Genomic DNA, 17,729 nt, shown 5'->3' on the forward strand with positions numbered 1-17,729 from the left:
CAAGATTATAGAAGTTAGGATATACTGAAAGTAACTAAATTGAGTAAAGCTGATGAAAGTTAAAGTAACAGAACAAGGTGTAGTTATTCCCAAGGATTTTCTCAAGGGAGTTGAAGAGGTAGAAATTCGTAAGGAAAATAATATTATCTTTGTGATCGTAACTAATCAGACAGATCCAATTTTTGAGATGGGGATGAACCCGGTAAACTGCGGGGTTTCTGATGCGTCTGAAAAACTAGATAATTATATTTACGGTTCTGTTGAATGAGTAATTTATTTTTAGATACCAGTTATATTATCGCGTTGGAAACAGCCGATGATATCAATCATCTTCGGACATTAAACCATTGGCAAAATTTGATTAAGGGAACACCAAAATTGGTGACTACATCTTATATTTTTGACGAAATGGTGACATTTTTTAATAGTCGAAATCGTCATCATAAAGCTGTTGAAGTTGGGAATCGCTTACTTCGTAGTTCGTTAGTTCAGTTTATCCATGTTGATGAAGTGCTATTTTTTGATGGATGGCAATTATTTCAACAATATAATGATAAGTCATACTCACTGACTGATTGCATTTCTTTTGTGGTAATGACTCAATCAAATATTCGCACAGCTTTAAGTTTTGACAACCATTTTATTCAAGCTGGTTTTGAAAAGTTGCCTTGATATGAAACTGAATATATGCTTTGAATACTGGATTTAGGAGAAAGAGCGATCGCCCTCCTTCCTCGACTTTTTCGATTAAATTCCGTCGAATTAAGGATTGTATTGCTTGCATAAATTCAGGTTTTGATAATACCAGGTTAGCAGGTTTTTGGGCAATATTGACGGGTTGATCTTGAGTCGCTAACCAATGAATTACCCTTTTTTCTGATTCCGATAAACGCTCTAAGTGAGATTTTAAATTAGGTTCTAAATCCCCTATATAGATATCATTTTGTTCAGTTAAAAATAAAGAAACACTACCGTTAAAGAGTTCAATAATTGTTGAAGCGATAATCTTTAACCACCTAGGATGACCTTGATACATTGTAATTAATTCTAACCAATTTTCCTGATCAATTAATCCTTTTTCTCTGAAGATTTCGGTTGCTTCTTCTCCTAATCCTTTGAGATTTAAGGTTTGTGTTGATCTATTCTCAGCTTCTAATGTAGCGATTTCTATAGGTTTTGTCCAACTCAGAAGAATTAAACAACTTTGATGGGGAGATATGGCAATTTGTTTAAAAAATTTACTATAATCTTCATATTCGGGTAAGTATTGACCTGCTAATTCACCTGTTTTAAAAATATCCTGTAAGTCATCAAGAATCACTAAACAGCGAGAGTTACGAAAATAATCAATAACTGTAGATAAGGGGGTTGGTTGAGATTGAGAAAAAAATTGTTTGAGTTCGGTTTGTAGCGTTGAAAGGGTAGGAATATTATTAAGACTTTTCCAGATAATATAATCAAATTCCGTATTAATTTCTTCTATCAGCTTAACCGTTAGCGCAGTTTTCCCTATTCCACTTAATCCATAAATCGTAATTAAGCGAGTATGGTCTTCTAATATCCAGTGTTTGAGGGTAGTTAATTCTGAGGTGCGATCGTAAAAGGTTGTTAATTCTGGTGCTTCTATTAAATTAATGATTGTTGATTGATTTTGGGTTTGGGATGTTTCTGGGGGAGATTGCGATCGCGGTTTTTGATTTTTAATATTTTGTATAAATTGACTACAAATAACATTATCAATTTGTAATAAAGAGTCATGCAAATGAGAAATCTTAGAAACTCTATATTTTTTCTCTAACTTAGAACGAAAATTAAATTTCTTGAGATCTTCTCCTAAATCTTCACCCAGCTTTTCCCATAACTTAGCTGCTTCTTTTTTAATGTGAGACTCACTACAATTATAATCTTTAGCAATTTGAGGATATTTTTTTCTGTCCCAAACACCTGTTAATATTGCTTCCTGTATCGGTGTGAGGTGTTCTCCGGTTTGATCAAAAATCAAGTGATCTGCCCACTCTAACACATCCTCAACATTCTTCATAAGTAGACATAGATAGATATTGTTTGTAATGTATCCTACCGAATCCTACTTTGTCAACTGAATTATACTGAATCCTACTAAATTAGTTCAGGATGGTTCAAAAAATTGGGTGCTGAATCCGACTGTTTTGAGTTGTTACATCTAAATGCTAGGCAATACAATTAAGCAAGCTAGTCAATCTAGCCTAACGAAGATGGGGATTAGATTGATAACAAACGGAATGACAATCAGATCGGATAGCAAAAGGATAAAATCAATGCACAAATTTCCAGCTTGTCCTAATTGTGGAAGAACAATCAAAAACGAATTATTCTCCGGTGCTTACTTCAACGTCTATCAATGCAAAAAATGTAACAGTTTCTTCTGCAAAGAATGTGGATATAACTCCGGTAAAGATTGTCCCAGTTGTGGTAACACGGAAAAAAGAGTAGGTGGAGAAGTTTACGCAAGATAAGGGGTGATTACGCCTGTTTAAGTAGGTAGGCGTAATTAAACCTAACTATGCAGATCGGGAAAACCCTTGCTGTAAGTTTTAAGTTTCTCCAGAACGTAGATAAATTAAGATGATTTTGGAAGATATTTATGGGTTATATCATAGCTTTGATCTTTTTCGTGCTCGTGGTGTATGGCTTATTAAGTGCTTATGAGGACGAACAAAAACGGCAGGCAGAACAACAACGTCAGGTAGAACATCAGGAACAACAAAAACGTCAGGCAGAACAACAACGTCAGCAACAACAACAACAACGTCAGGCAGAACAAAGACGTCAGGCAGAACAAAGACGTCAGGCAGAAGAAGAACTAAATCGTGCAAAACATGAAATTTTATTGCTCCTAGATAAAATTGAAAAACTACTAGCATCAGGAAAATGGGAAGAAGCTAATTACGAAACAGCTTATATTTATCGTAACCCAATAATACACAGGGCTTTAGACATACTAAATCAGGAAGACGTAAAAACAGGTCGTTTTGATCACAGAGTAGCAAGTGAAGGTGGTAGAATTGATCAACTATGGGTCAAATATAGTGGTGGTCGCTTTGGATTTAGCGTGCAAAGGAAATTACAAACAGAAGGCATGAGCTTTAACGACTACCTAAATCATAATGGATTATCGGTCTTTGAATGGGAAGAAATCAGGGTACGACAATACGAAGATGGTAGCGTTGGCGAAGAAGCAAAGGAGCAATATCAGTATCATAATAATTCTTTTTTTGACTGTCAAAGGAGTGTTTTGCATTATAAAATCGGTTGGCAGAATATAAGGGAATATAATGACATTATTTTTAACCTCCAAGCACCTGTAGGTCATCTTCCCTTTATACATATCTACCTTGACAATGCAACCCTAAAGATAGACAACTCATACTTCAATTTTTCGTTTGTGGATTCATCGTTCATGCGAAAACAGCGCCTTTATTTATATATGAATGAAAAATAAATAACTTGCACAATTAAACCCCAGAAACCTTGATATACCGTAAACTATTGCTCAATTAGTCACCTTATTGGTTTTTCATTCCTAATCCTAGAGCGATCGCATTTATTGATATAAAAGAAGCGATCGCTCTCTATTTTCAATTACCGCAACTCCAACATTTCCTCAACTGTTAAGCCAATATCAATTGCAATCTGCCGAAGTAATCTAGGTGATATATCACGCCCTTTATGAAAAGGAACAGTTGTTCCTCGTCCATCTTCGTGACGGAACTGCTTATGTGACCCTTTTTGACGCACCTCTACAAACTCAAGGTTCTCTAGTATGCGAACTATTTCCTGTGGTTTTAGAACTGGTATATTGCTCATAATTTATCGGATCACAATCTGTTGTGTCCCTATAAACTCTGTCTCAATAAGGAGAGCATCATCTTCTAGGAGCATCTCAATTACCTCACGCAGATTCTCCTGTAACTCATCCAATGTTTCTCCCTGGGAATGTGCGCCAGGAAACCCAGGAATATAACCAACGTAAAGATTGGTATCAAAATCTTTTTCGATTATAGCAGTAAATATTTTCATAAGATTTGCTTTTGATATTGCTGATGTAAAAGGGTAAGCTGATCCACAATAGCTAAATTCAAAATTGGTGAAGTATTACTAACTACGAGCATAAGTCAAATCATCATCTAATTCTTCTGGTGTGTAGTGTCGTAAAACTCCACGCTCTCCCAATAGTTGTCCAAATTCATATTTATCCATAACAGCCAGTTCTCGTGCTTTACCAAAGGATAATAGATCCTGGGTATAGAGAGCGATCGCTAATTCTTGTCGTAATTCCTGTTCAATACGCTGTTCAGGTAAACGAATTGCTTGCAAAACTGAATCAGAAATTAAAATTTGTAGTCCCATATTCGTTTAAGGTTGATTGAGTTAACACAGAAACTCATCTGCTAATGTCTTGACTTACCGTTTCAGCTAAAGTACCCCACTCTTGATCTGTTGTTTCCTTGCTTCAATATTATACCTTAAAATACTAATCCTAGAGCGATCGCTTTTATTGATATAAAAAAAGCGATCGCACTTCTTCAAAAACCTCAACTTCACTTTAGGGGATAAAAAGCCGACTTACACCCATATAACTATTAATATTAAGCACAATCTCAATTAGACGCTCAACACAACGTTCTCGATATTCCGAATCATTCAGTAATCTATCAGCGTTTCCTATCGTAATCACAGGTAATGAATTAGGGGTATTTTCTTCACGCATTACTTGCTCTAAAGAATCCTTACCTTTCATACTGCGATTAGCTGTGAGCAAAATCATCTGATTTTCTTGAGCCAGTCGCCAAACAACTCTATCATCGCTATCAATAGGCAATTCCATTTGTGCAAAGGTAACAAAACGCATTGGAATAATATCAAGCCAACCTTGATTAGCAATAGAGCCAAAGAAAATCATAGCGTGTCCATTGAGATTATGATCTATCAAAAAAATCATGCTTTAGCCTCACGTTTTGCCTTAGCTGCTCGCAGTTTTTCCCATGCAGCTTCGGTTCCAGGTTGGGGAGGTTGCGCCGCAATTCTAGCAATCAGATCGCGGTTTTTTTCTTCATAATACAGTCGCAGTTCTTCAGCTTCTTTAAGAACGATTTGATACTCAGCTTCAACATCAGCGCGATTTGCCTCAATATAAGCTAAAGCTGCGTTAATTTGTGCCTCTGTCAAATCAAATAATCCCCTGATGAATTTAGGTGGATATTGAGCCGTCACATAGTCCATAATGTCGTAGATAGTGATGCGTGTACCCGCGATTGTTAGTCCTCTTTCTGTGCGGATAATAGCTTTTTGTTCGTTGGATAGGGTTGTCATATTTATGGCCTCCTAGTTCTCTAGTATGCGAACTATTTCCTGTGGTTTTAGAACGGGTATATTGATCATAATTTATCGGATCACAATCTGTTGTGTCCCTATAAACTCTGTCTTAATAACCAGATCATCATCTTCTAGGAGCATCTCAATTACCTCACGCAGATTCTCCTGAAAATCATACTCAGACAGTAATTCATCTTCCATTTCGTTCGGTTTATCCTTGTTCATAAAACCTCTGCTCCTGTCGCGTAGCTTTTCGGGCACTGATGATTCGTACCCTTTCTAATCGATCAGTATGTGCAACAATTAAAAGTTGCCCAAACCTAGATATACCTATAATAATATAGCGGCTTTCTCCGATTTCATACTTAGCTTACTTCATGGCAGCTTGGATGTATTGAAGATTCTACCTTAAAATATTAATCCTAGAGCGATCGCTTTTATTGATCTAAAAGAAGCGATCGCTCTAAATTATTATGACGGGTTAAGAATTTCCTCATTTCCAGGCTCATGCTTGGGAATGTATGATGGTTAATGTCTGTTTGTTCAACTGAAATTGACAAAATCAAATCAATATGATTAAATATATTAGGGTACAAGTATCTATCAAAAATGCCAACAGTTTTAAGATTTGAAAGCTATCGCTTTTATTTTTACAGCCATGAACCCAACGAACCTCCCCATATTCACATTGATAGAGATAATCTCTCAGCTAAATTCTGGTTATCGACCGTATCTTTAGCCAAAAATATAGGATTTAATGCTAAAGAGTTAAGAAAAATACAATCCCTTGTGGAAGTCAATCAACAAAAATTTTTAGAGGCATGGTATGAATACTTTGGTAATTCAAACTGATATTCGTGTAAAAAATGTTCTTATCCATGAAGATACTTTTAGTGTGGAATTAATGGATGGACGCACTCTCACCACTCCCTTAGCTTGGTTTCCTCGACTATTAAAAGCTAATCCCGAACAATTACAAAAATGGGAAATTTGTGGCGGGGGTTATGGGATTCATTGGGAAGAAATAGATGAAGATATTAGTACCGAAGGATTATTACGCGGTGCCGCAGCACCTCAAAATCAAAGACAATCCTAAAAACTCAACTTTAGAGATTTTCCCAATCACTAATATCAACTTTAGCCTGTTGCAAAATTTTAGCTAAAAAGTTTGTACTGATATCACCTTTATGAGGATTAGGAATAGTAACACGAAGGTTTTCTTTCAACATAAACTGATGCCTTTTTCCCGAATAGGGGCCATCAAATCCCAGTTGTTTCAAGTAATAAATTAAGTCTCGACGTTTAATAGGTTTTAAAGGAGGCATCAGGCAACTTCTTTAGTAATTGTCAAGTCGATATTATCAAGAACGGGTAAAGGAAGATTAAGGGTAAGACTCAGTAAAATCCAATCTTCTAATACCTCTTGCAATTCTTCTCGGCACGCTTCCAGGGTTTCAGCATTTGCATAGACTCCTTCACAGGTAGAAATCTCTCCATAAAAAGTCCCGTCATCAGGAAAAATTTCATACCGAGCTTGCTTCATCGCAGCCTGAATGTATTGAGTTAACATATTTAGCTTATAACGATTTTATCTATTGTTAGATAACATTTTACTACATATTGAGCTAACCGCCAAACTACCCGATCATCACTATTGATTGGTAAGCCTATTTCATCAAAGGTGATAAATCGAATTAGTACCCAATCTAGCCACCCACTATTTAAAATACTACCTGAGAGAAGTACAGCGTGTCCTCTTAAATTATGATCGACTAAAAAATTCATGGCTGAGACTTTAGCTTGGCTTTTGCTGCTTGAAGTTTTGCTCGAATAGCTTCTTGACCTGACTTTGGGGGTTGAGCGGCAATTCTAGCAATTAGATCACGGTTTTTTTCTTCATAATACAGTCGCAGTTCTTCAGCTTCTTTAAGAACGATTTGATACTCAGCTTCAACATCAGCGCGATTGGCTTCAATATAAGCTAAAGCCGCGTTAATTTGTGCTTCTGTCAGATCAAATAATCCCCTTTAATCACTTAAAACAGGAGCTTGAGCTTGGCTGATTCTTGGGAGAATAAAATCATCCGTTGTGGTATTAATAGGATAATCAGGCTCTCATTTTCAATCCAAGAGAGCTTTAGCTATCTTGTTACCCCGTAAGCTTTTCCACCTTTTCTGCCTATTAGAGAAACTATATATTAAGTTTTGTTAAAATTGAGTCCTATTATTGGCTTTGCTATTTCAAGGATCACCTATTGTTGGTAAACTCTTTAATTAAAGTTTAATTGAAAATCCCCTTCAAAGAGAACACTAAAGTTGGGTGTTTTCCCCTTTGGTTGATGATGTGTTCAAGTCATATCTAAGCTAGAGGGTGCAGATTTTAATCCCATTCATCACACCTTAACCTATCAACACCGGAAAAAGTTATTGATTTTGTGCATCAACCCTAGAGTTCAATCTTGAAGTTTAACGAAAGGGTAAAAACATTATTCTTCCAAGTTGGAATCAAAACATTAGGAGTATCAAGCTTTCACATCAGGTTATGGCAGTTGCCAAATCCATGTTTGACAAAAACTGATGGTAAAACCAAGGGCGGTGAAGTTTATTCCTCCCGGTTCCCTGCTATCAGTCTGTTTTGAAGTCAGCAGTTTTTAGCCGTTGAGATGGCTAAACATTAGGCTGATTAAATTTAAAACTTTCCTCAATATAAGGAGCATTCAGTTTTATGACCAGCACCACAACGGCATCACTACTGTATTTTAATGGTTCCGATGATAAGATTGATGTTGGCTACAACAATGAGTTAAATCCCCAAACTTTCACAATTGAAGCTTGGGCTTTATCCCTCACCTCAAATACAGGAATTGAACGTTCTGTATTAACTTCCCGTCCCGATAGTTATCGGTGGGGGTATATGTTTTATCAAGCTTGTGTTCAAGATAATTGGGAATTATGGCTGTTATCTCCGAATGGCAATTATCAAAAAATTCGCGGGCCAAAAGTTCAAGCTAACGTCTGGACTCATTTAGCCGGGACTTTTGATCCCAGTTCATCCGTAGCACGGTTATATATCAATGGTCAGCAAGTCGCTCAAGAAACCGTAGTCCATCAACCCACCGCGCCGACAGGTTCTAGCAGTCGCAATATCTTACGCATTGGAGCAGGTTCTACCGAGTCGGGGTATTGTGTTGGGGGAACTTATTTCTTTAATGGTTATATTGATGAAGTTCGCATCTGGAATACCGTTCACAGTGCACAAGAAATTCAGGCGAAAATGAATCAGCGCCTCACGGGTCAAGAAGCGAATTTAGTGGCTTATTGGCGGTTAAGCAATATTTCTGGAGCCCAAGTTCCTGACCTCACAGGTCATGGTCATAATGGCAATATTTGTAAAGGTTCTATGGGTGCTAATATTATTAACCCACCCTTTACTCCTCCGTCCACTCCCGCGCCCACACCCGCCCCAACTCCCGCCCCAACTCCCGCCCCAACTCCCGCCCCAACTCCTGTTCCCACACCCCCACCCGCTCCACTGTTCGGTCAATTTGAAGTGCTGAGTACCTCAGAAATTGGTTATAATTTCACTAATACTTATGGTCGGGATCTGACTGTTTTCTTTACCCCATCAGGAGAATGGAAACCTGCCTATTTCCTACCCTACTATACCCCCGCAGGCGCACCGGGTTTTCCCTATCAAGAATATATGGTTTATCCCCAAAATACCTCCTTTGCGCTGTTAGCCATTGACCTAGAAACCAATACGGTTTTAGCCGAAATTACGGGCACAACTCAATTAGTCATTAAAGCCGGACAAACAATTGCTTTCCGCATCAATGATGTGGTGGGTTGTTATGCGGATAATTATGGGGCTTTTACTGTTCAATGGTTAGCCACTTAGGTTAATTTTCAAACATTAAAAGTGAAGAGTGAGGAAACCCAAAAAAGATTTTATATGAAATCCCATGATGAAGGCTACAGATGATCCCCCCAACCCCCCTTAAAAAGGGGGGAGATGTGTAGCAAACATTTAAAGATTTCAGATTATTTCCCATTCTTCTGCTTCCTAAAACGCATTTTTCACTTAATTCAGAATACAAGGAGAATCAGCAAATGGTTGTTGAATTGCAATTCCGCACGCTATTAAATGGTCAAACTTTTGGAACCGGAACCTTTAGTTATAACGGACAATATGCACCGGGTACTATTCTACATCAAGGAGATTTAATTTCCTTTACTTATCAGGATGAAATTGTTGGATCATTTGACTTAAGCCACTTAGCAAATTTTGATTTTGTCTATCAAAGCGTTGACACAATTTGCGCTTTTAATATTATTGTCGCATCTGGGGATCGGACGCGATCGCTAACAGCCGGCCCCGCCCAACCCCACCTGACCCGACCCGGAACATCGGCCGATGTCGCCAAACCCCGTTCTCAAGTCGTAGAATTAGAATGGCCGACTCCTAAAACTCCCACGCCAACTCCAGTTCCCACACCCCCACCCGCTCCACTGTTCGGTCAATTTGAAGTGCTGAGTACCTCAGAAATTGGTTATAACTTCACAAATACTTATGGTCGGGATCTGACTGTTTTCTTTACCCCATCAGGAGAATGGAAACCTGCCTATTTCCTACCCTACTATACCCCCGCAGGTGCTCCGGGTTTTCCCTATCAACAATATATGGTTTATCCTCAACAGACATCCTTTGCACTGTTAGCAATTGACCTACAAACCAATACGGTTTTAGCCGAAATTACGGGCACAACTCAATTAGTCATTAAAGCCGGACAAACAATTGCTTTCCGCATCAATGATGTGGTGGGTTGTTATGCGGATAATTATGGGGCTTTTACTGTTCAATGGTTAGCCACTTAGGTCAACCCTAATCTAGTTTTTGCATTCTTTCATCTTGTGAAGAAAAAGAAAACTAGATCGCGGGGATTAAATTTTAATTTCACAGGAGATTCAATGGCAACACTTTAAAAGAATAATTCTTGATTGATAACGGTTAGTAGGCTCTAGTACAATTCTGTATTAACAAGAGCTATTGTCTTGATTAAACAGGATAAAGTTGTTCTGGAATTTAATTAAAATTCGTAACAATTATTGATTATTTCTCTTAAAGTGTTGGCAACATTTTCGGCTTGATTTAATATAATAAGGGAATCTACTCATCCGATGCGATCGCTCACCATTAGAACAGTAGAATGTCCCCCTTTTAAAGCAAGCCCATCTACAAGTTCCACTCAACCCTGTTCTGGAACTGTGGAATTAGAATAGTCAACTCAGAAATCCCCCCATTATTCACACCAAAACAACAGAATATATCCCAAAATATAGATCTTTTGTTTTGCTATCTATGCAGAAAAAATTTCAATTGAATTGAAATCAATATGAAATCCCCTGCTTAAATTGTAAGTCTTCGTTCCCGTCTATCCATTCATTAATAATTAGGAGTAAAAACCGATGTCTGCTGCCGCAAACTGGCCTTTTCCCTTATCTAATACTAACGATTTAGTCAGCTTGTTAAATTGGCTGTATCTTCAAGGACAACGGGATTTTCCCTATAGCTATCTGTATGAAGCTAACCTCGCTAATGCCAAACTTCCGTCAGTTAATCTTAGCTTTTCTTATTTGTACAAAGCGAATTTGTTAGGCGTTGATTTGATGGCAGCTAACTTAGGTTATAGCTTTTTTGCCTATAGCTACTTAGGCTATGCCAACCTCAGCCATGCCTATTTAGGGTGTGCTTATTTAGCTTATTCCAATCTCAGTTATGCCAATTTAAGTTTTGCCAATTTGAGTCATTCTGATTTAAGCTTTGCAGATTTAAGTTATGCAGATTTAACCAATGCAGATTTAAGTTATGCGGATTTAAGTTTTGTGAATCTGACGGGCGCGAATCTCACCAATACCAAATTGACGGGTGTAACCATTATGGGAATTACACTCACCAATATTCAATTAGTGAACACTTATTTTGCCCACACCCAAGTCATTGCGAGTGGCAAATTTGAAGTTCCAGCTAACTCGGAAGATGGCGTCGCATTAATGAATAATAGTAGCCGTGATGCCTCCGTTAATATCACGCCATCAGGTTCGTGGAAAAACGGGCCAAATACAGCATCTTTCTCATCGGCAGGAGATGCTACTTATGCAAAAGCTGGAATGAAACATCCTCAAAATACAGCTTTTTCACTGTTAGCCATTAATCCCATTACAAATATAGTCCAAGAAATTTATACCCCAACAGTCATTCCGATTAAACCGGGCGAATCATTAATTTTCAGAATGAATGATGCCCCAGGAACTTACGGTAATAACGTTGGCAGTATAACTGTTAATTGATCAGAAGTTGGTCGCTAATTCAGGCATTATTCAATGGGGGAAATTAGCATTAATTTGTTATTTCCCCCTGAAACATAGGAAGCGAAATTACTTTGGTTTTAAAACCCAGTCAAACGATTACCTTTGTCGTCAATGACGTTCCTGTCAATGATGGCTATCAAGATAATACAGGACATCTCAGCATCACTTCTGTTGCACAGATTCCTTGAAATAGCAATCGGTTAAATTAGATAGGTGTTGGTTCTTTGAGCTAGTTAAATTTCAGCTTTTCCCCAACTCTTATCTCGGTTTATTGTTGCCTGTGTTAACTCAATTTAACTTAATCTCATTGGAGTTTATATTATTATGATCACTCACAATCCTAAAAGTCCTCTATTTCGCTTTGATGGTGATAACGACTATGCTGATATTCCCTTTAAAAACGAATTAACCCCACCTAATTTAACCGTTGAACTTTGGGTTTTACAAGTAGAAAAGTATAAATATTCGGCGGCGACCCTTCCCCTCATCAGCACAACCGAACGCCAAGAGTTAGGATATACCCTTGGGGAATATAATGCAGCCACCGGCTTACAGATGATCTTTCAAGTCGATACTTTGACCGAGCGTTATCCACTGTTTGTAAAAACCCCTTTACCCCTCAATGTTTGGACGCATTTTGCAGGGACGTATGACCAGAAATCCCAAATTTCCTGTTTCTATATGAATGGCGAACTCCTGCAAACTTATAATTTCACGAACACCCACTATAATCCACTTCAACCCCAGACCCCTGCAACTTCTAATATATTGCGCCTGGGAGGGCTAGTCAAAAAGTCAAAAGATGGGAAAAATCTTGTATTTTGTGACTTCAATGGATATATGGATGAAGTTCGCATTTGGGATGTGGCTCGTACTCAACAGCAAATTCAGGAAACCATCAATCAAGAATTAACCGGAAAAGAACCTAATTTAGTGGGATATTGGCGGTTTAGTAATCTTTCCGATAATAAAGTTCCTGATTTAACCGGGAAAGGTTTAGATGGCATAATTATTAAGAATGAGAATCCTGTCACACCTATACCCAAAACCCAAACTTTTGAGGCTGACATTAGCTCACAAGCGGGAGTGAACTTTACTAATACTTTTGCTCAGGAAGTTTCATTCAAAATTTCTGCGTCTGGAACCTGGAAACCCGCGAGTTGGGGTGAGTTAACCCCCGGAGGCTGGCCCGGTTTTGAATATCAAAGTCAAATGAAATATCCAAACAATACTTCCTTTGCTTTGTTAGTCGTTGATGTTGAAACTAACATGGTTTTAGCCGAATTAGGAAGCGAAATTACTTTAGTCTTAAAACCCAGTCAAACAATTGCCTTTGTTGTCAATGACGTTCCTATTTCTGAGGGCTATACTGATGGCTATAAAGATAATACGGGAAATATCAGCATCACTTGTACTGCACTGATTCCCTAAAATTAGGTTTCAGGTTTCAACTCTTGACGGTTAACTGTCAATACCCCTCTTCCCCTCCCCAACATTTCTCTATTTCAGAGAAACTCGCAGCACATCTTCTGGTATATTTTCAATTAAATAACCGTAGGCAGGGTGTTGTTGTTCTAGGGTAGCAGGAATAGGAGAAACAGAGGTAAGCAACCAAATTTCATCAAACTTGTTCCATAAATCTTGTAACTCTGGATGAATGGCACTGTCCGCAAAAAGATTCATCACAACTCCATAAATTGCCGTTAAATCTGATAATGTTCCTTGAACATAAATTTGCCCCCGAACAACGGCAGCATCTAACGATAACTTCCCCTGAATAATCGCCCTTAAGGTTTCAGCATCACTGCGAAAATCGTACTGTAGGGGCGAGGTTCCTTCCTCCCTGGTAATGGGTTCAATTTCAACTTGTAATGGTTCACCCCCATGGGCTTGCAATTGTAAAGGAATGCCGTCGAGTTCAATGAGGGCGGATTTGTCTGAAACCGCTAGGACAAAGTGATCCCAAGTTGACCCTCCCTGAGTGCGAATTTGGCAGACTAATTCCTCTAACCATTCCTTTAATTGTTGCTGACGTTCTCTCACAAAATCAACCATCTTTAGGAGTTAAAAATGAATTTTATTTAAACCGAAATCTAAGACCAACATAGCATAAAAATTAATCCAGTTAAACCCCAGTAATCCCTATTAGCTATTCAAATAGCAACGAGTGAGTAAGAACCCATGTTTGATAAAACGATTATTAATGAAGCCTTACAAAATTCCCGTTCTGCTATTGTCAGTAAAATTCAAGAGTTTGTCAATAGCAAACGTCAAGGTACAGGTGCTTATGAGCCTTTATATGATTTATTAACCGACTATCCCTTTCGAGTGGGAAAAATGCTCAGACCCACAATTTGTATTAGTGTCGCTCGTGCCGTTGGAGGAATAGGACAATCTGCCTTAGCAACGGCTGCCGCCTTAGAACTTTATCATAATGCTTTTTTGATTCATGATGATATTGAAGATGGCTCCGAATCTCGACGAGGAAAAGAAACATTACATTCTAAAATTGGAATTCCTCGTGCGATTAATGTTGGAGATGCAACCAATGTTTTAGCGGTGGGTTTATTATTAGAAAATTTATCATCCTTGGGAGTTACAAAAACCTTAAATATTCTTCATGAAATTGAAGTGATGGCACAACAATCCGTTGAAGGACAGGCAATGGAGTTAGATTGGGTAGCTGATAATACTGCCAATTTAACAGATCAAGATTATTTTACCATGTGCGTTAAAAAAACCTGTTGGTACTCGTTTATGACCCCTTGCCGGATTGGGTTTATTGTCGGAAATCCTAATGCTAACGCCAGCGCATTAGTCAAGCCTTTAGCCGATTTAACTCGATTTGGAATGCTCCTAGGAATTGCTTTTCAAATTCAAGATGATCTGTTAAATTTAATTGGAGAAATGGAAGCCTATGGAAAAGAAATTGGGGGAGATATTTATGAGGGAAAACGAACAGTGATGTTAAATCATGTTATTAGTCATAGTAATCCCGGAGAATCCAAAGAAATTCTTAAAATATTAGCAACTCCCAGAGAAGATAAAACTTCTGATCAAATTGAATCTATTTTGAAATTAATGCAAAAGTATGGCAGTATAGATCATGGTTGGTGTTTAGCTCGTTCTTATGCAAAACAATCCGCAGAACTATTTGAAACTCTTGATTTCCTGGAGGCTGAAACCCCCTTACGTTCAGAGGAAAAATTTATTTCCGAATATCATGACCGACGATTTTTAAAAGAATTGATTAATTATGTAATTTATCGCAATTTATAATTTACTAAAAAGAGGATATTATCATAATGAATTTAGATTTAAAACCCACTTCCGATTTCCCGATTTTAATTGAAGGTCAACCAGGATTAACCGTGATCCTGAAGTTATCTTGTTGTAATGAACGCTCAGAAACCTTATTAATTCGTCCAATTTTAGAAGATGGATTCACCGATAGCCAACAAGTTGTATCGTGCCATTATCAAGTCAATCCAGCCTATCTTTATTTATTGCCCAAAAAAGCGGAAAATCTAATTTTAACCTTCCAAATTCCAGAAACTATTGCTGATCAAAATTCGGTGAAAATCGGGTTAAGATTTCCAGGGATAGAAGCAGAAGCGATTCCAATTCTAATTACTTTGGTATCCCCTCAACCTAGTTCTGAAACCCGCTCACCAGCTAACTCAATTGAAAAGTCTCTCAAAGTGATTTTTCCTTTTTCTGATCAAAATCTTCTACCCTCAACTCATCTTTCCCCTCAAAAAACAAGTATAATGGGGAAATTTACATCAAGATTAATGGATTTAGATACAATCCCTTCTCGTTGGTTAATCGTTGAAATCTTAACTCTTTTAGCAATCATTGGAGATGATTATTCTCAAACCAAACCAGGAAATAAAACCCTTCAAGATCTTGAAAAAACAGTCTTTTTTCAACAAGGTGTAACAGCATTTAATTCGGGCGGTATTCCTCAATGGATGCTGATCACTTTATCTACAATTCAAACCTATTTAGGTCAAAAATTTGTATTAGAACTTTGGGAACAGTGGTTATACAGTTTAGGATCAACCGATTTAGAACATGAAAAAAATCCAGAAACTATTTTAATGTCTCCCCTGTTCCCTTCCCCTTGGATTTCTCAACAAAACAACCAAACAGAACGCTGGTTTTCTAATATTATTTTAGGCTTAAAACAAATTAATCCGTCTTTTTCTGAGCAATTAGAAACCTTGATTTCTCAAACTTCAAAACCGCCAAAAAATCCAGCTTTTGGGCTAGGTTTATTGCCGTTTATTAACCCGAAAAATAATCAGGAAACCCCCATAATTACACCCGAAAAAGATATCACTTTAATCACAGGATTATCAAGTTTTGATATCTTACCTGCTCGTTGGCTGGTGGTAGAATTGCTTTTCATGATTGCTGCTCAAGGAAATCAGTATTCAACGGAAAAACTGGGAATAGAATTGAGTTCTAAACTGCAACGTACCCGATTTTTCAAAAATGGGATTCTGGCTTTAGCTTCTGCACAATTTCCCCGATGGTTAATCGTCACCCATCAAGCAGCATCAGCCTTTCATACTGATACCGGAGGAACCTTAGAAACCCAAGGATTACTTTATTTTTGGGAAAAATGGTTATGGAGTTTAAATTCTCAGCCATTACCCAATCTTGTGAATTATCATACCTTAACAGAAACCTTAATTCAAAACAATGGAATGGATGTTGAAAAATGGTTCCTTGATCTGATTCTAGGATTGGCTTTAATCTCACCTAGAATTTCAGCATTTATTCAGACTTTAGCCGAGATATCGCCTATTATTTCCCCACAACCAACAATTGTTAAAACTCCCTCAGAAGATATTCTTAATTCTAATCTATCTTTACAACGATGACTTTAGATCTTTCATTGATTAACCAGATTGAATCTTTGCGAATTCCTTTAGATAATCCAGAATCTCCTTTAGATTGGAAAGATTGGTATCATTATATTCTGATTCATCCTGAAACCGGGATGCGAATTCTAGTGAATATCACCCTTATGGGTAGACCCCAACGGGGAGAAATTCAAGTCAGTTTGATTATTAATAGTCCCAATGCTTTATTACCCCCTTCCCTACAAACAAAGGATTTAATAGCGACCTTTGCTACGACTGTTGCTATTCCTTGGAAAGCTAATGATGTTTGTTCTCAACCCTTAGAAATTCAAGCAAAAGGAGTTCATTTACAAATTCAGGGAGAACAATCAAAAATTCAAGTTCAGGACAAGCGATCGCAACTTTCTATTGAGTTTCAAACCCAAGTTAAAGCCACTCCTTTATTAGTGACCGAAGATGCTAAATTTGGCAGTGGTTTTATCGGTTGGGGGTTAATTCCTGGCTTAGAAGTTTTAGGCAAATTCAACATTTGTGAAACTCAATTTAACTTAAATTCTGATTGGTTGTGTTATCACGATCGCAATTTTGGCCGTTTTCGTTGGGGGGAAGATATCGGTTGGGAATGGTTTGTAATTTTTGCCCAAACCGAAACTAAAATTCCCCTAACCCTAATCTTAGACTGGAGAACAAATAAAACCCATACTCAAGGCGGTTTACCTTATATTTTTATTTATCAAAATCATCAGTTAAGTAAAATCTTTTTAGGGGAAACATTACGCCTAAATTGGCAGTGGTCAACGGTTCCCTATCAACCTTTACGTTTACCCGGAGTTATGGCATCTTTATTTAGCGATCGCGTCTTAAAAATGCCCCAAAGTTTAAAAATTGAAGCTGAAGATGAACAGGATCATTTGTTTTTAAATCTTAACTTTGATGCTACCCTAGAATTGATTGTTCCTGATAATCAATCCCGTCAATATACTTTTATTGAAGAACTCTCAGGGCCCGTTGAAACCCGCCTAAAAATTAACGAAACCCAATTAATAGGTCAAGGATTTGTTTATGCAGAATATGTGCAGTAAACGTGTGGAACAGGCATCTTGCCTGTTAAATCGGGTGTCTGGTTCTAGCT

Annotated in this window: 23 protein-coding genes; 12 read left to right on the top strand and 11 right to left on the bottom strand. The window is 37.7% G+C overall.

Annotated elements, in window-relative coordinates:
• Positions 1-52 precede the first annotated feature (52 nt).
• A complete protein-coding gene (locus H6G57_RS19810) occupies positions 53-268 on the top strand; it encodes a hypothetical protein (protein WP_190521609.1) in 216 nt (71 codons plus the stop codon).
• Positions 265-672 (top strand): type II toxin-antitoxin system VapC family toxin, encoded by a 408-nt coding sequence (locus H6G57_RS19815; protein ID WP_190521611.1) that lies wholly within the window; start codon positions 265-267, stop codon positions 670-672. The genes H6G57_RS19810 and H6G57_RS19815 overlap by 4 nt, the downstream gene beginning before the upstream one ends.
• Here the strand turns inward: H6G57_RS19815 and H6G57_RS19820 are convergent.
• Positions 641-2,041 carry an ATP-binding protein gene (locus H6G57_RS19820; RefSeq protein WP_190521613.1) on the bottom strand — a complete coding sequence of 467 codons (1,401 nt, stop codon included), beginning with the start codon at positions 2,039-2,041 and terminating at the stop codon, positions 641-643. The genes H6G57_RS19815 and H6G57_RS19820 overlap by 32 nt on opposite strands.
• A gap of 582 nt (positions 2,042-2,623) precedes the next feature.
• Between H6G57_RS19820 and H6G57_RS19825 the strand changes: the two genes are divergently transcribed.
• Positions 2,624-3,481, top strand: a complete 858-nt coding sequence (locus tag H6G57_RS19825; protein WP_190521615.1) for a GUN4 domain-containing protein — start codon at positions 2,624-2,626, stop codon at positions 3,479-3,481.
• 140 nt (positions 3,482-3,621) lie between these two features.
• Here the strand turns inward: H6G57_RS19825 and H6G57_RS19830 are convergent, their stop codons facing one another.
• The 7 genes from H6G57_RS19830 to H6G57_RS29105 form a co-directional block, all read right to left on the bottom strand.
• A complete protein-coding gene (locus H6G57_RS19830) occupies positions 3,622-3,846 on the bottom strand; it encodes a type II toxin-antitoxin system HicA family toxin (protein WP_190521617.1) in 225 nt (74 codons plus the stop codon).
• Between the two features lie 3 nt (positions 3,847-3,849).
• Positions 3,850-4,059: a type II toxin-antitoxin system HicB family antitoxin gene (locus tag H6G57_RS19835; RefSeq protein ID WP_190521619.1), complete on the bottom strand. Its 210-nt coding sequence runs from the start codon at positions 4,057-4,059 to the stop codon at positions 3,850-3,852.
• Positions 4,060-4,137: 78 nt separating this feature from the next.
• The gene (locus H6G57_RS19840) at positions 4,138-4,389 is read right to left on the bottom strand and encodes a UPF0175 family protein (RefSeq protein WP_190521621.1); all 252 of its coding nucleotides are present in this window, start codon (positions 4,387-4,389) and stop codon (positions 4,138-4,140) included.
• Between the two features lie 196 nt (positions 4,390-4,585).
• The gene (locus H6G57_RS19845) at positions 4,586-4,981 is read right to left on the bottom strand and encodes an ACP S-malonyltransferase (protein WP_190521623.1); all 396 of its coding nucleotides are present in this window, start codon (positions 4,979-4,981) and stop codon (positions 4,586-4,588) included.
• Positions 4,978-5,352 carry a DUF433 domain-containing protein gene (locus H6G57_RS19850; protein WP_190521625.1) on the bottom strand — a complete coding sequence of 125 codons (375 nt, stop codon included), beginning with the start codon at positions 5,350-5,352 and terminating at the stop codon, positions 4,978-4,980. The genes H6G57_RS19845 and H6G57_RS19850 overlap by 4 nt, the downstream gene beginning before the upstream one ends.
• 72 nt (positions 5,353-5,424) lie before the next feature.
• Positions 5,425-5,580, bottom strand: coding sequence for a hypothetical protein (locus H6G57_RS28720; protein ID WP_199314379.1), 156 nt, complete (start codon positions 5,578-5,580; stop codon positions 5,425-5,427).
• Positions 5,567-5,713 (bottom strand): BrnT family toxin, encoded by a 147-nt coding sequence (locus tag H6G57_RS29105; RefSeq protein ID WP_190521687.1) that lies wholly within the window; start codon positions 5,711-5,713, stop codon positions 5,567-5,569. Before H6G57_RS29105 ends, H6G57_RS28720 begins: the two co-directional genes overlap by 14 nt.
• 251 nt (positions 5,714-5,964) lie before the next feature.
• Between H6G57_RS29105 and H6G57_RS19865 the strand changes: the two genes are divergently transcribed.
• Together H6G57_RS19865 and H6G57_RS19870 are read left to right on the top strand one after the other, a co-directional pair.
• Positions 5,965-6,207, top strand: coding sequence for a DUF4160 domain-containing protein (locus H6G57_RS19865; protein WP_072720128.1), 243 nt, complete (start codon positions 5,965-5,967; stop codon positions 6,205-6,207).
• A complete protein-coding gene (locus H6G57_RS19870; protein WP_190521627.1) occupies positions 6,182-6,451 on the top strand; it encodes a DUF2442 domain-containing protein in 270 nt (89 codons plus the stop codon). The genes H6G57_RS19865 and H6G57_RS19870 overlap by 26 nt, the downstream gene beginning before the upstream one ends.
• A 10-nt stretch (positions 6,452-6,461) precedes the next feature.
• Here the strand turns inward: H6G57_RS19870 and H6G57_RS19875 are convergent, their stop codons facing one another.
• Together H6G57_RS19875 and H6G57_RS19880 are read right to left on the bottom strand one after the other, a co-directional pair.
• Entirely contained in the window at positions 6,462-6,680 is a 219-nt protein-coding gene (locus H6G57_RS19875) for a type II toxin-antitoxin system HicA family toxin (protein ID WP_190521629.1), read from the bottom strand.
• Positions 6,680-6,925 (bottom strand): type II toxin-antitoxin system HicB family antitoxin, encoded by a 246-nt coding sequence (locus H6G57_RS19880; protein ID WP_190521631.1) that lies wholly within the window; start codon positions 6,923-6,925, stop codon positions 6,680-6,682. The genes H6G57_RS19875 and H6G57_RS19880 overlap by 1 nt, the downstream gene beginning before the upstream one ends.
• Before the next feature lie 1,154 nt (positions 6,926-8,079).
• Between H6G57_RS19880 and H6G57_RS19885 the strand changes: the two genes are divergently transcribed.
• From H6G57_RS19885 to H6G57_RS19900, 4 genes are all read left to right on the top strand, one after another.
• Positions 8,080-9,252, top strand: coding sequence for a LamG domain-containing protein (locus H6G57_RS19885; protein ID WP_190521633.1), 1,173 nt, complete (start codon positions 8,080-8,082; stop codon positions 9,250-9,252).
• Positions 9,253-9,464: 212 nt separating this feature from the next.
• Positions 9,465-10,229 carry a hypothetical protein gene (locus tag H6G57_RS19890; RefSeq protein ID WP_190521635.1) on the top strand — a complete coding sequence of 255 codons (765 nt, stop codon included), beginning with the start codon at positions 9,465-9,467 and terminating at the stop codon, positions 10,227-10,229.
• A gap of 591 nt (positions 10,230-10,820) precedes the next feature.
• Positions 10,821-11,702, top strand: coding sequence for a LecA/PA-IL family lectin (locus H6G57_RS19895; protein ID WP_190521637.1), 882 nt, complete (start codon positions 10,821-10,823; stop codon positions 11,700-11,702).
• Positions 11,703-12,047: 345 nt separating this feature from the next.
• A complete protein-coding gene (locus H6G57_RS19900; RefSeq protein WP_190521638.1) occupies positions 12,048-13,154 on the top strand; it encodes a LamG domain-containing protein in 1,107 nt (368 codons plus the stop codon).
• A 69-nt stretch (positions 13,155-13,223) separates the two neighbouring features.
• On the opposite strand, the gene H6G57_RS19905 is transcribed toward H6G57_RS19900, so the two are convergent.
• Entirely contained in the window at positions 13,224-13,778 is a 555-nt protein-coding gene (locus tag H6G57_RS19905) for a hypothetical protein (RefSeq protein ID WP_190521640.1), read from the bottom strand.
• Between the two features lie 126 nt (positions 13,779-13,904).
• Between H6G57_RS19905 and H6G57_RS19910 the strand changes: the two genes are divergently transcribed.
• Genes H6G57_RS19910 through H6G57_RS19920 form a run of 3 tightly spaced genes read left to right on the top strand, consistent with a single transcriptional unit; the run spans position 13,905 to position 17,679 of the window.
• Entirely contained in the window at positions 13,905-15,002 is a 1,098-nt protein-coding gene (locus tag H6G57_RS19910) for a polyprenyl synthetase family protein (protein ID WP_190521641.1), read from the top strand.
• Between the two features lie 26 nt (positions 15,003-15,028).
• Complete coding sequence (locus H6G57_RS19915) at positions 15,029-16,615, top strand: hypothetical protein (protein ID WP_190521643.1); 1,587 nt, start codon at positions 15,029-15,031, stop codon at positions 16,613-16,615.
• Positions 16,612-17,679 (top strand): hypothetical protein, encoded by a 1,068-nt coding sequence (locus H6G57_RS19920; RefSeq protein WP_190521646.1) that lies wholly within the window; start codon positions 16,612-16,614, stop codon positions 17,677-17,679. Before H6G57_RS19915 ends, H6G57_RS19920 begins: the two co-directional genes overlap by 4 nt.
• Positions 17,680-17,729 lie beyond the last annotated feature (50 nt).

Source organism: Planktothrix sp. FACHB-1365 (assembly GCF_014697575.1).
Lineage (GTDB): Bacteria > Cyanobacteriota > Cyanobacteriia > Cyanobacteriales > Microcoleaceae > Planktothrix.

Excerpts from the sequence above, each read along its gene's own strand:
- H6G57_RS19810 (WP_190521609.1), top strand. The coding sequence starts at position 53 with ATGAAAGTTAAAGTAACAGAACAAGGTGTAGTTATTCCCAAGGATTTT.
- H6G57_RS19815 (WP_190521611.1), top strand. The coding sequence starts at position 265 with ATGAGTAATTTATTTTTAGATACCAGTTATATTATCGCGTTGGAAACA.
- H6G57_RS19820 (WP_190521613.1), bottom strand. The coding sequence starts at position 2,041 with ATGAAGAATGTTGAGGATGTGTTAGAGTGGGCAGATCACTTGATTTTT.
- H6G57_RS19825 (WP_190521615.1), top strand. The coding sequence starts at position 2,624 with ATGGGTTATATCATAGCTTTGATCTTTTTCGTGCTCGTGGTGTATGGC.
- H6G57_RS19830 (WP_190521617.1), bottom strand. The coding sequence starts at position 3,846 with ATGAGCAATATACCAGTTCTAAAACCACAGGAAATAGTTCGCATACTA.
- H6G57_RS19835 (WP_190521619.1), bottom strand. The coding sequence starts at position 4,059 with ATGAAAATATTTACTGCTATAATCGAAAAAGATTTTGATACCAATCTT.
- H6G57_RS19840 (WP_190521621.1), bottom strand. The coding sequence starts at position 4,389 with ATGGGACTACAAATTTTAATTTCTGATTCAGTTTTGCAAGCAATTCGT.
- H6G57_RS19845 (WP_190521623.1), bottom strand. The coding sequence starts at position 4,981 with ATGATTTTTTTGATAGATCATAATCTCAATGGACACGCTATGATTTTC.
- H6G57_RS19850 (WP_190521625.1), bottom strand. The coding sequence starts at position 5,352 with ATGACAACCCTATCCAACGAACAAAAAGCTATTATCCGCACAGAAAGA.
- H6G57_RS28720 (WP_199314379.1), bottom strand. The coding sequence starts at position 5,580 with ATGAACAAGGATAAACCGAACGAAATGGAAGATGAATTACTGTCTGAG.
- H6G57_RS19865 (WP_072720128.1), top strand. The coding sequence starts at position 5,965 with ATGCCAACAGTTTTAAGATTTGAAAGCTATCGCTTTTATTTTTACAGC.
- H6G57_RS19870 (WP_190521627.1), top strand. The coding sequence starts at position 6,182 with ATGAATACTTTGGTAATTCAAACTGATATTCGTGTAAAAAATGTTCTT.
- H6G57_RS19875 (WP_190521629.1), bottom strand. The coding sequence starts at position 6,680 with ATGCCTCCTTTAAAACCTATTAAACGTCGAGACTTAATTTATTACTTG.
- H6G57_RS19880 (WP_190521631.1), bottom strand. The coding sequence starts at position 6,925 with ATGTTAACTCAATACATTCAGGCTGCGATGAAGCAAGCTCGGTATGAA.
- H6G57_RS19885 (WP_190521633.1), top strand. The coding sequence starts at position 8,080 with ATGACCAGCACCACAACGGCATCACTACTGTATTTTAATGGTTCCGAT.
- H6G57_RS19890 (WP_190521635.1), top strand. The coding sequence starts at position 9,465 with ATGGTTGTTGAATTGCAATTCCGCACGCTATTAAATGGTCAAACTTTT.
- H6G57_RS19895 (WP_190521637.1), top strand. The coding sequence starts at position 10,821 with ATGTCTGCTGCCGCAAACTGGCCTTTTCCCTTATCTAATACTAACGAT.
- H6G57_RS19900 (WP_190521638.1), top strand. The coding sequence starts at position 12,048 with ATGATCACTCACAATCCTAAAAGTCCTCTATTTCGCTTTGATGGTGAT.
- H6G57_RS19905 (WP_190521640.1), bottom strand. The coding sequence starts at position 13,778 with ATGGTTGATTTTGTGAGAGAACGTCAGCAACAATTAAAGGAATGGTTA.
- H6G57_RS19910 (WP_190521641.1), top strand. The coding sequence starts at position 13,905 with ATGTTTGATAAAACGATTATTAATGAAGCCTTACAAAATTCCCGTTCT.
- H6G57_RS19915 (WP_190521643.1), top strand. The coding sequence starts at position 15,029 with ATGAATTTAGATTTAAAACCCACTTCCGATTTCCCGATTTTAATTGAA.
- H6G57_RS19920 (WP_190521646.1), top strand. The coding sequence starts at position 16,612 with ATGACTTTAGATCTTTCATTGATTAACCAGATTGAATCTTTGCGAATT.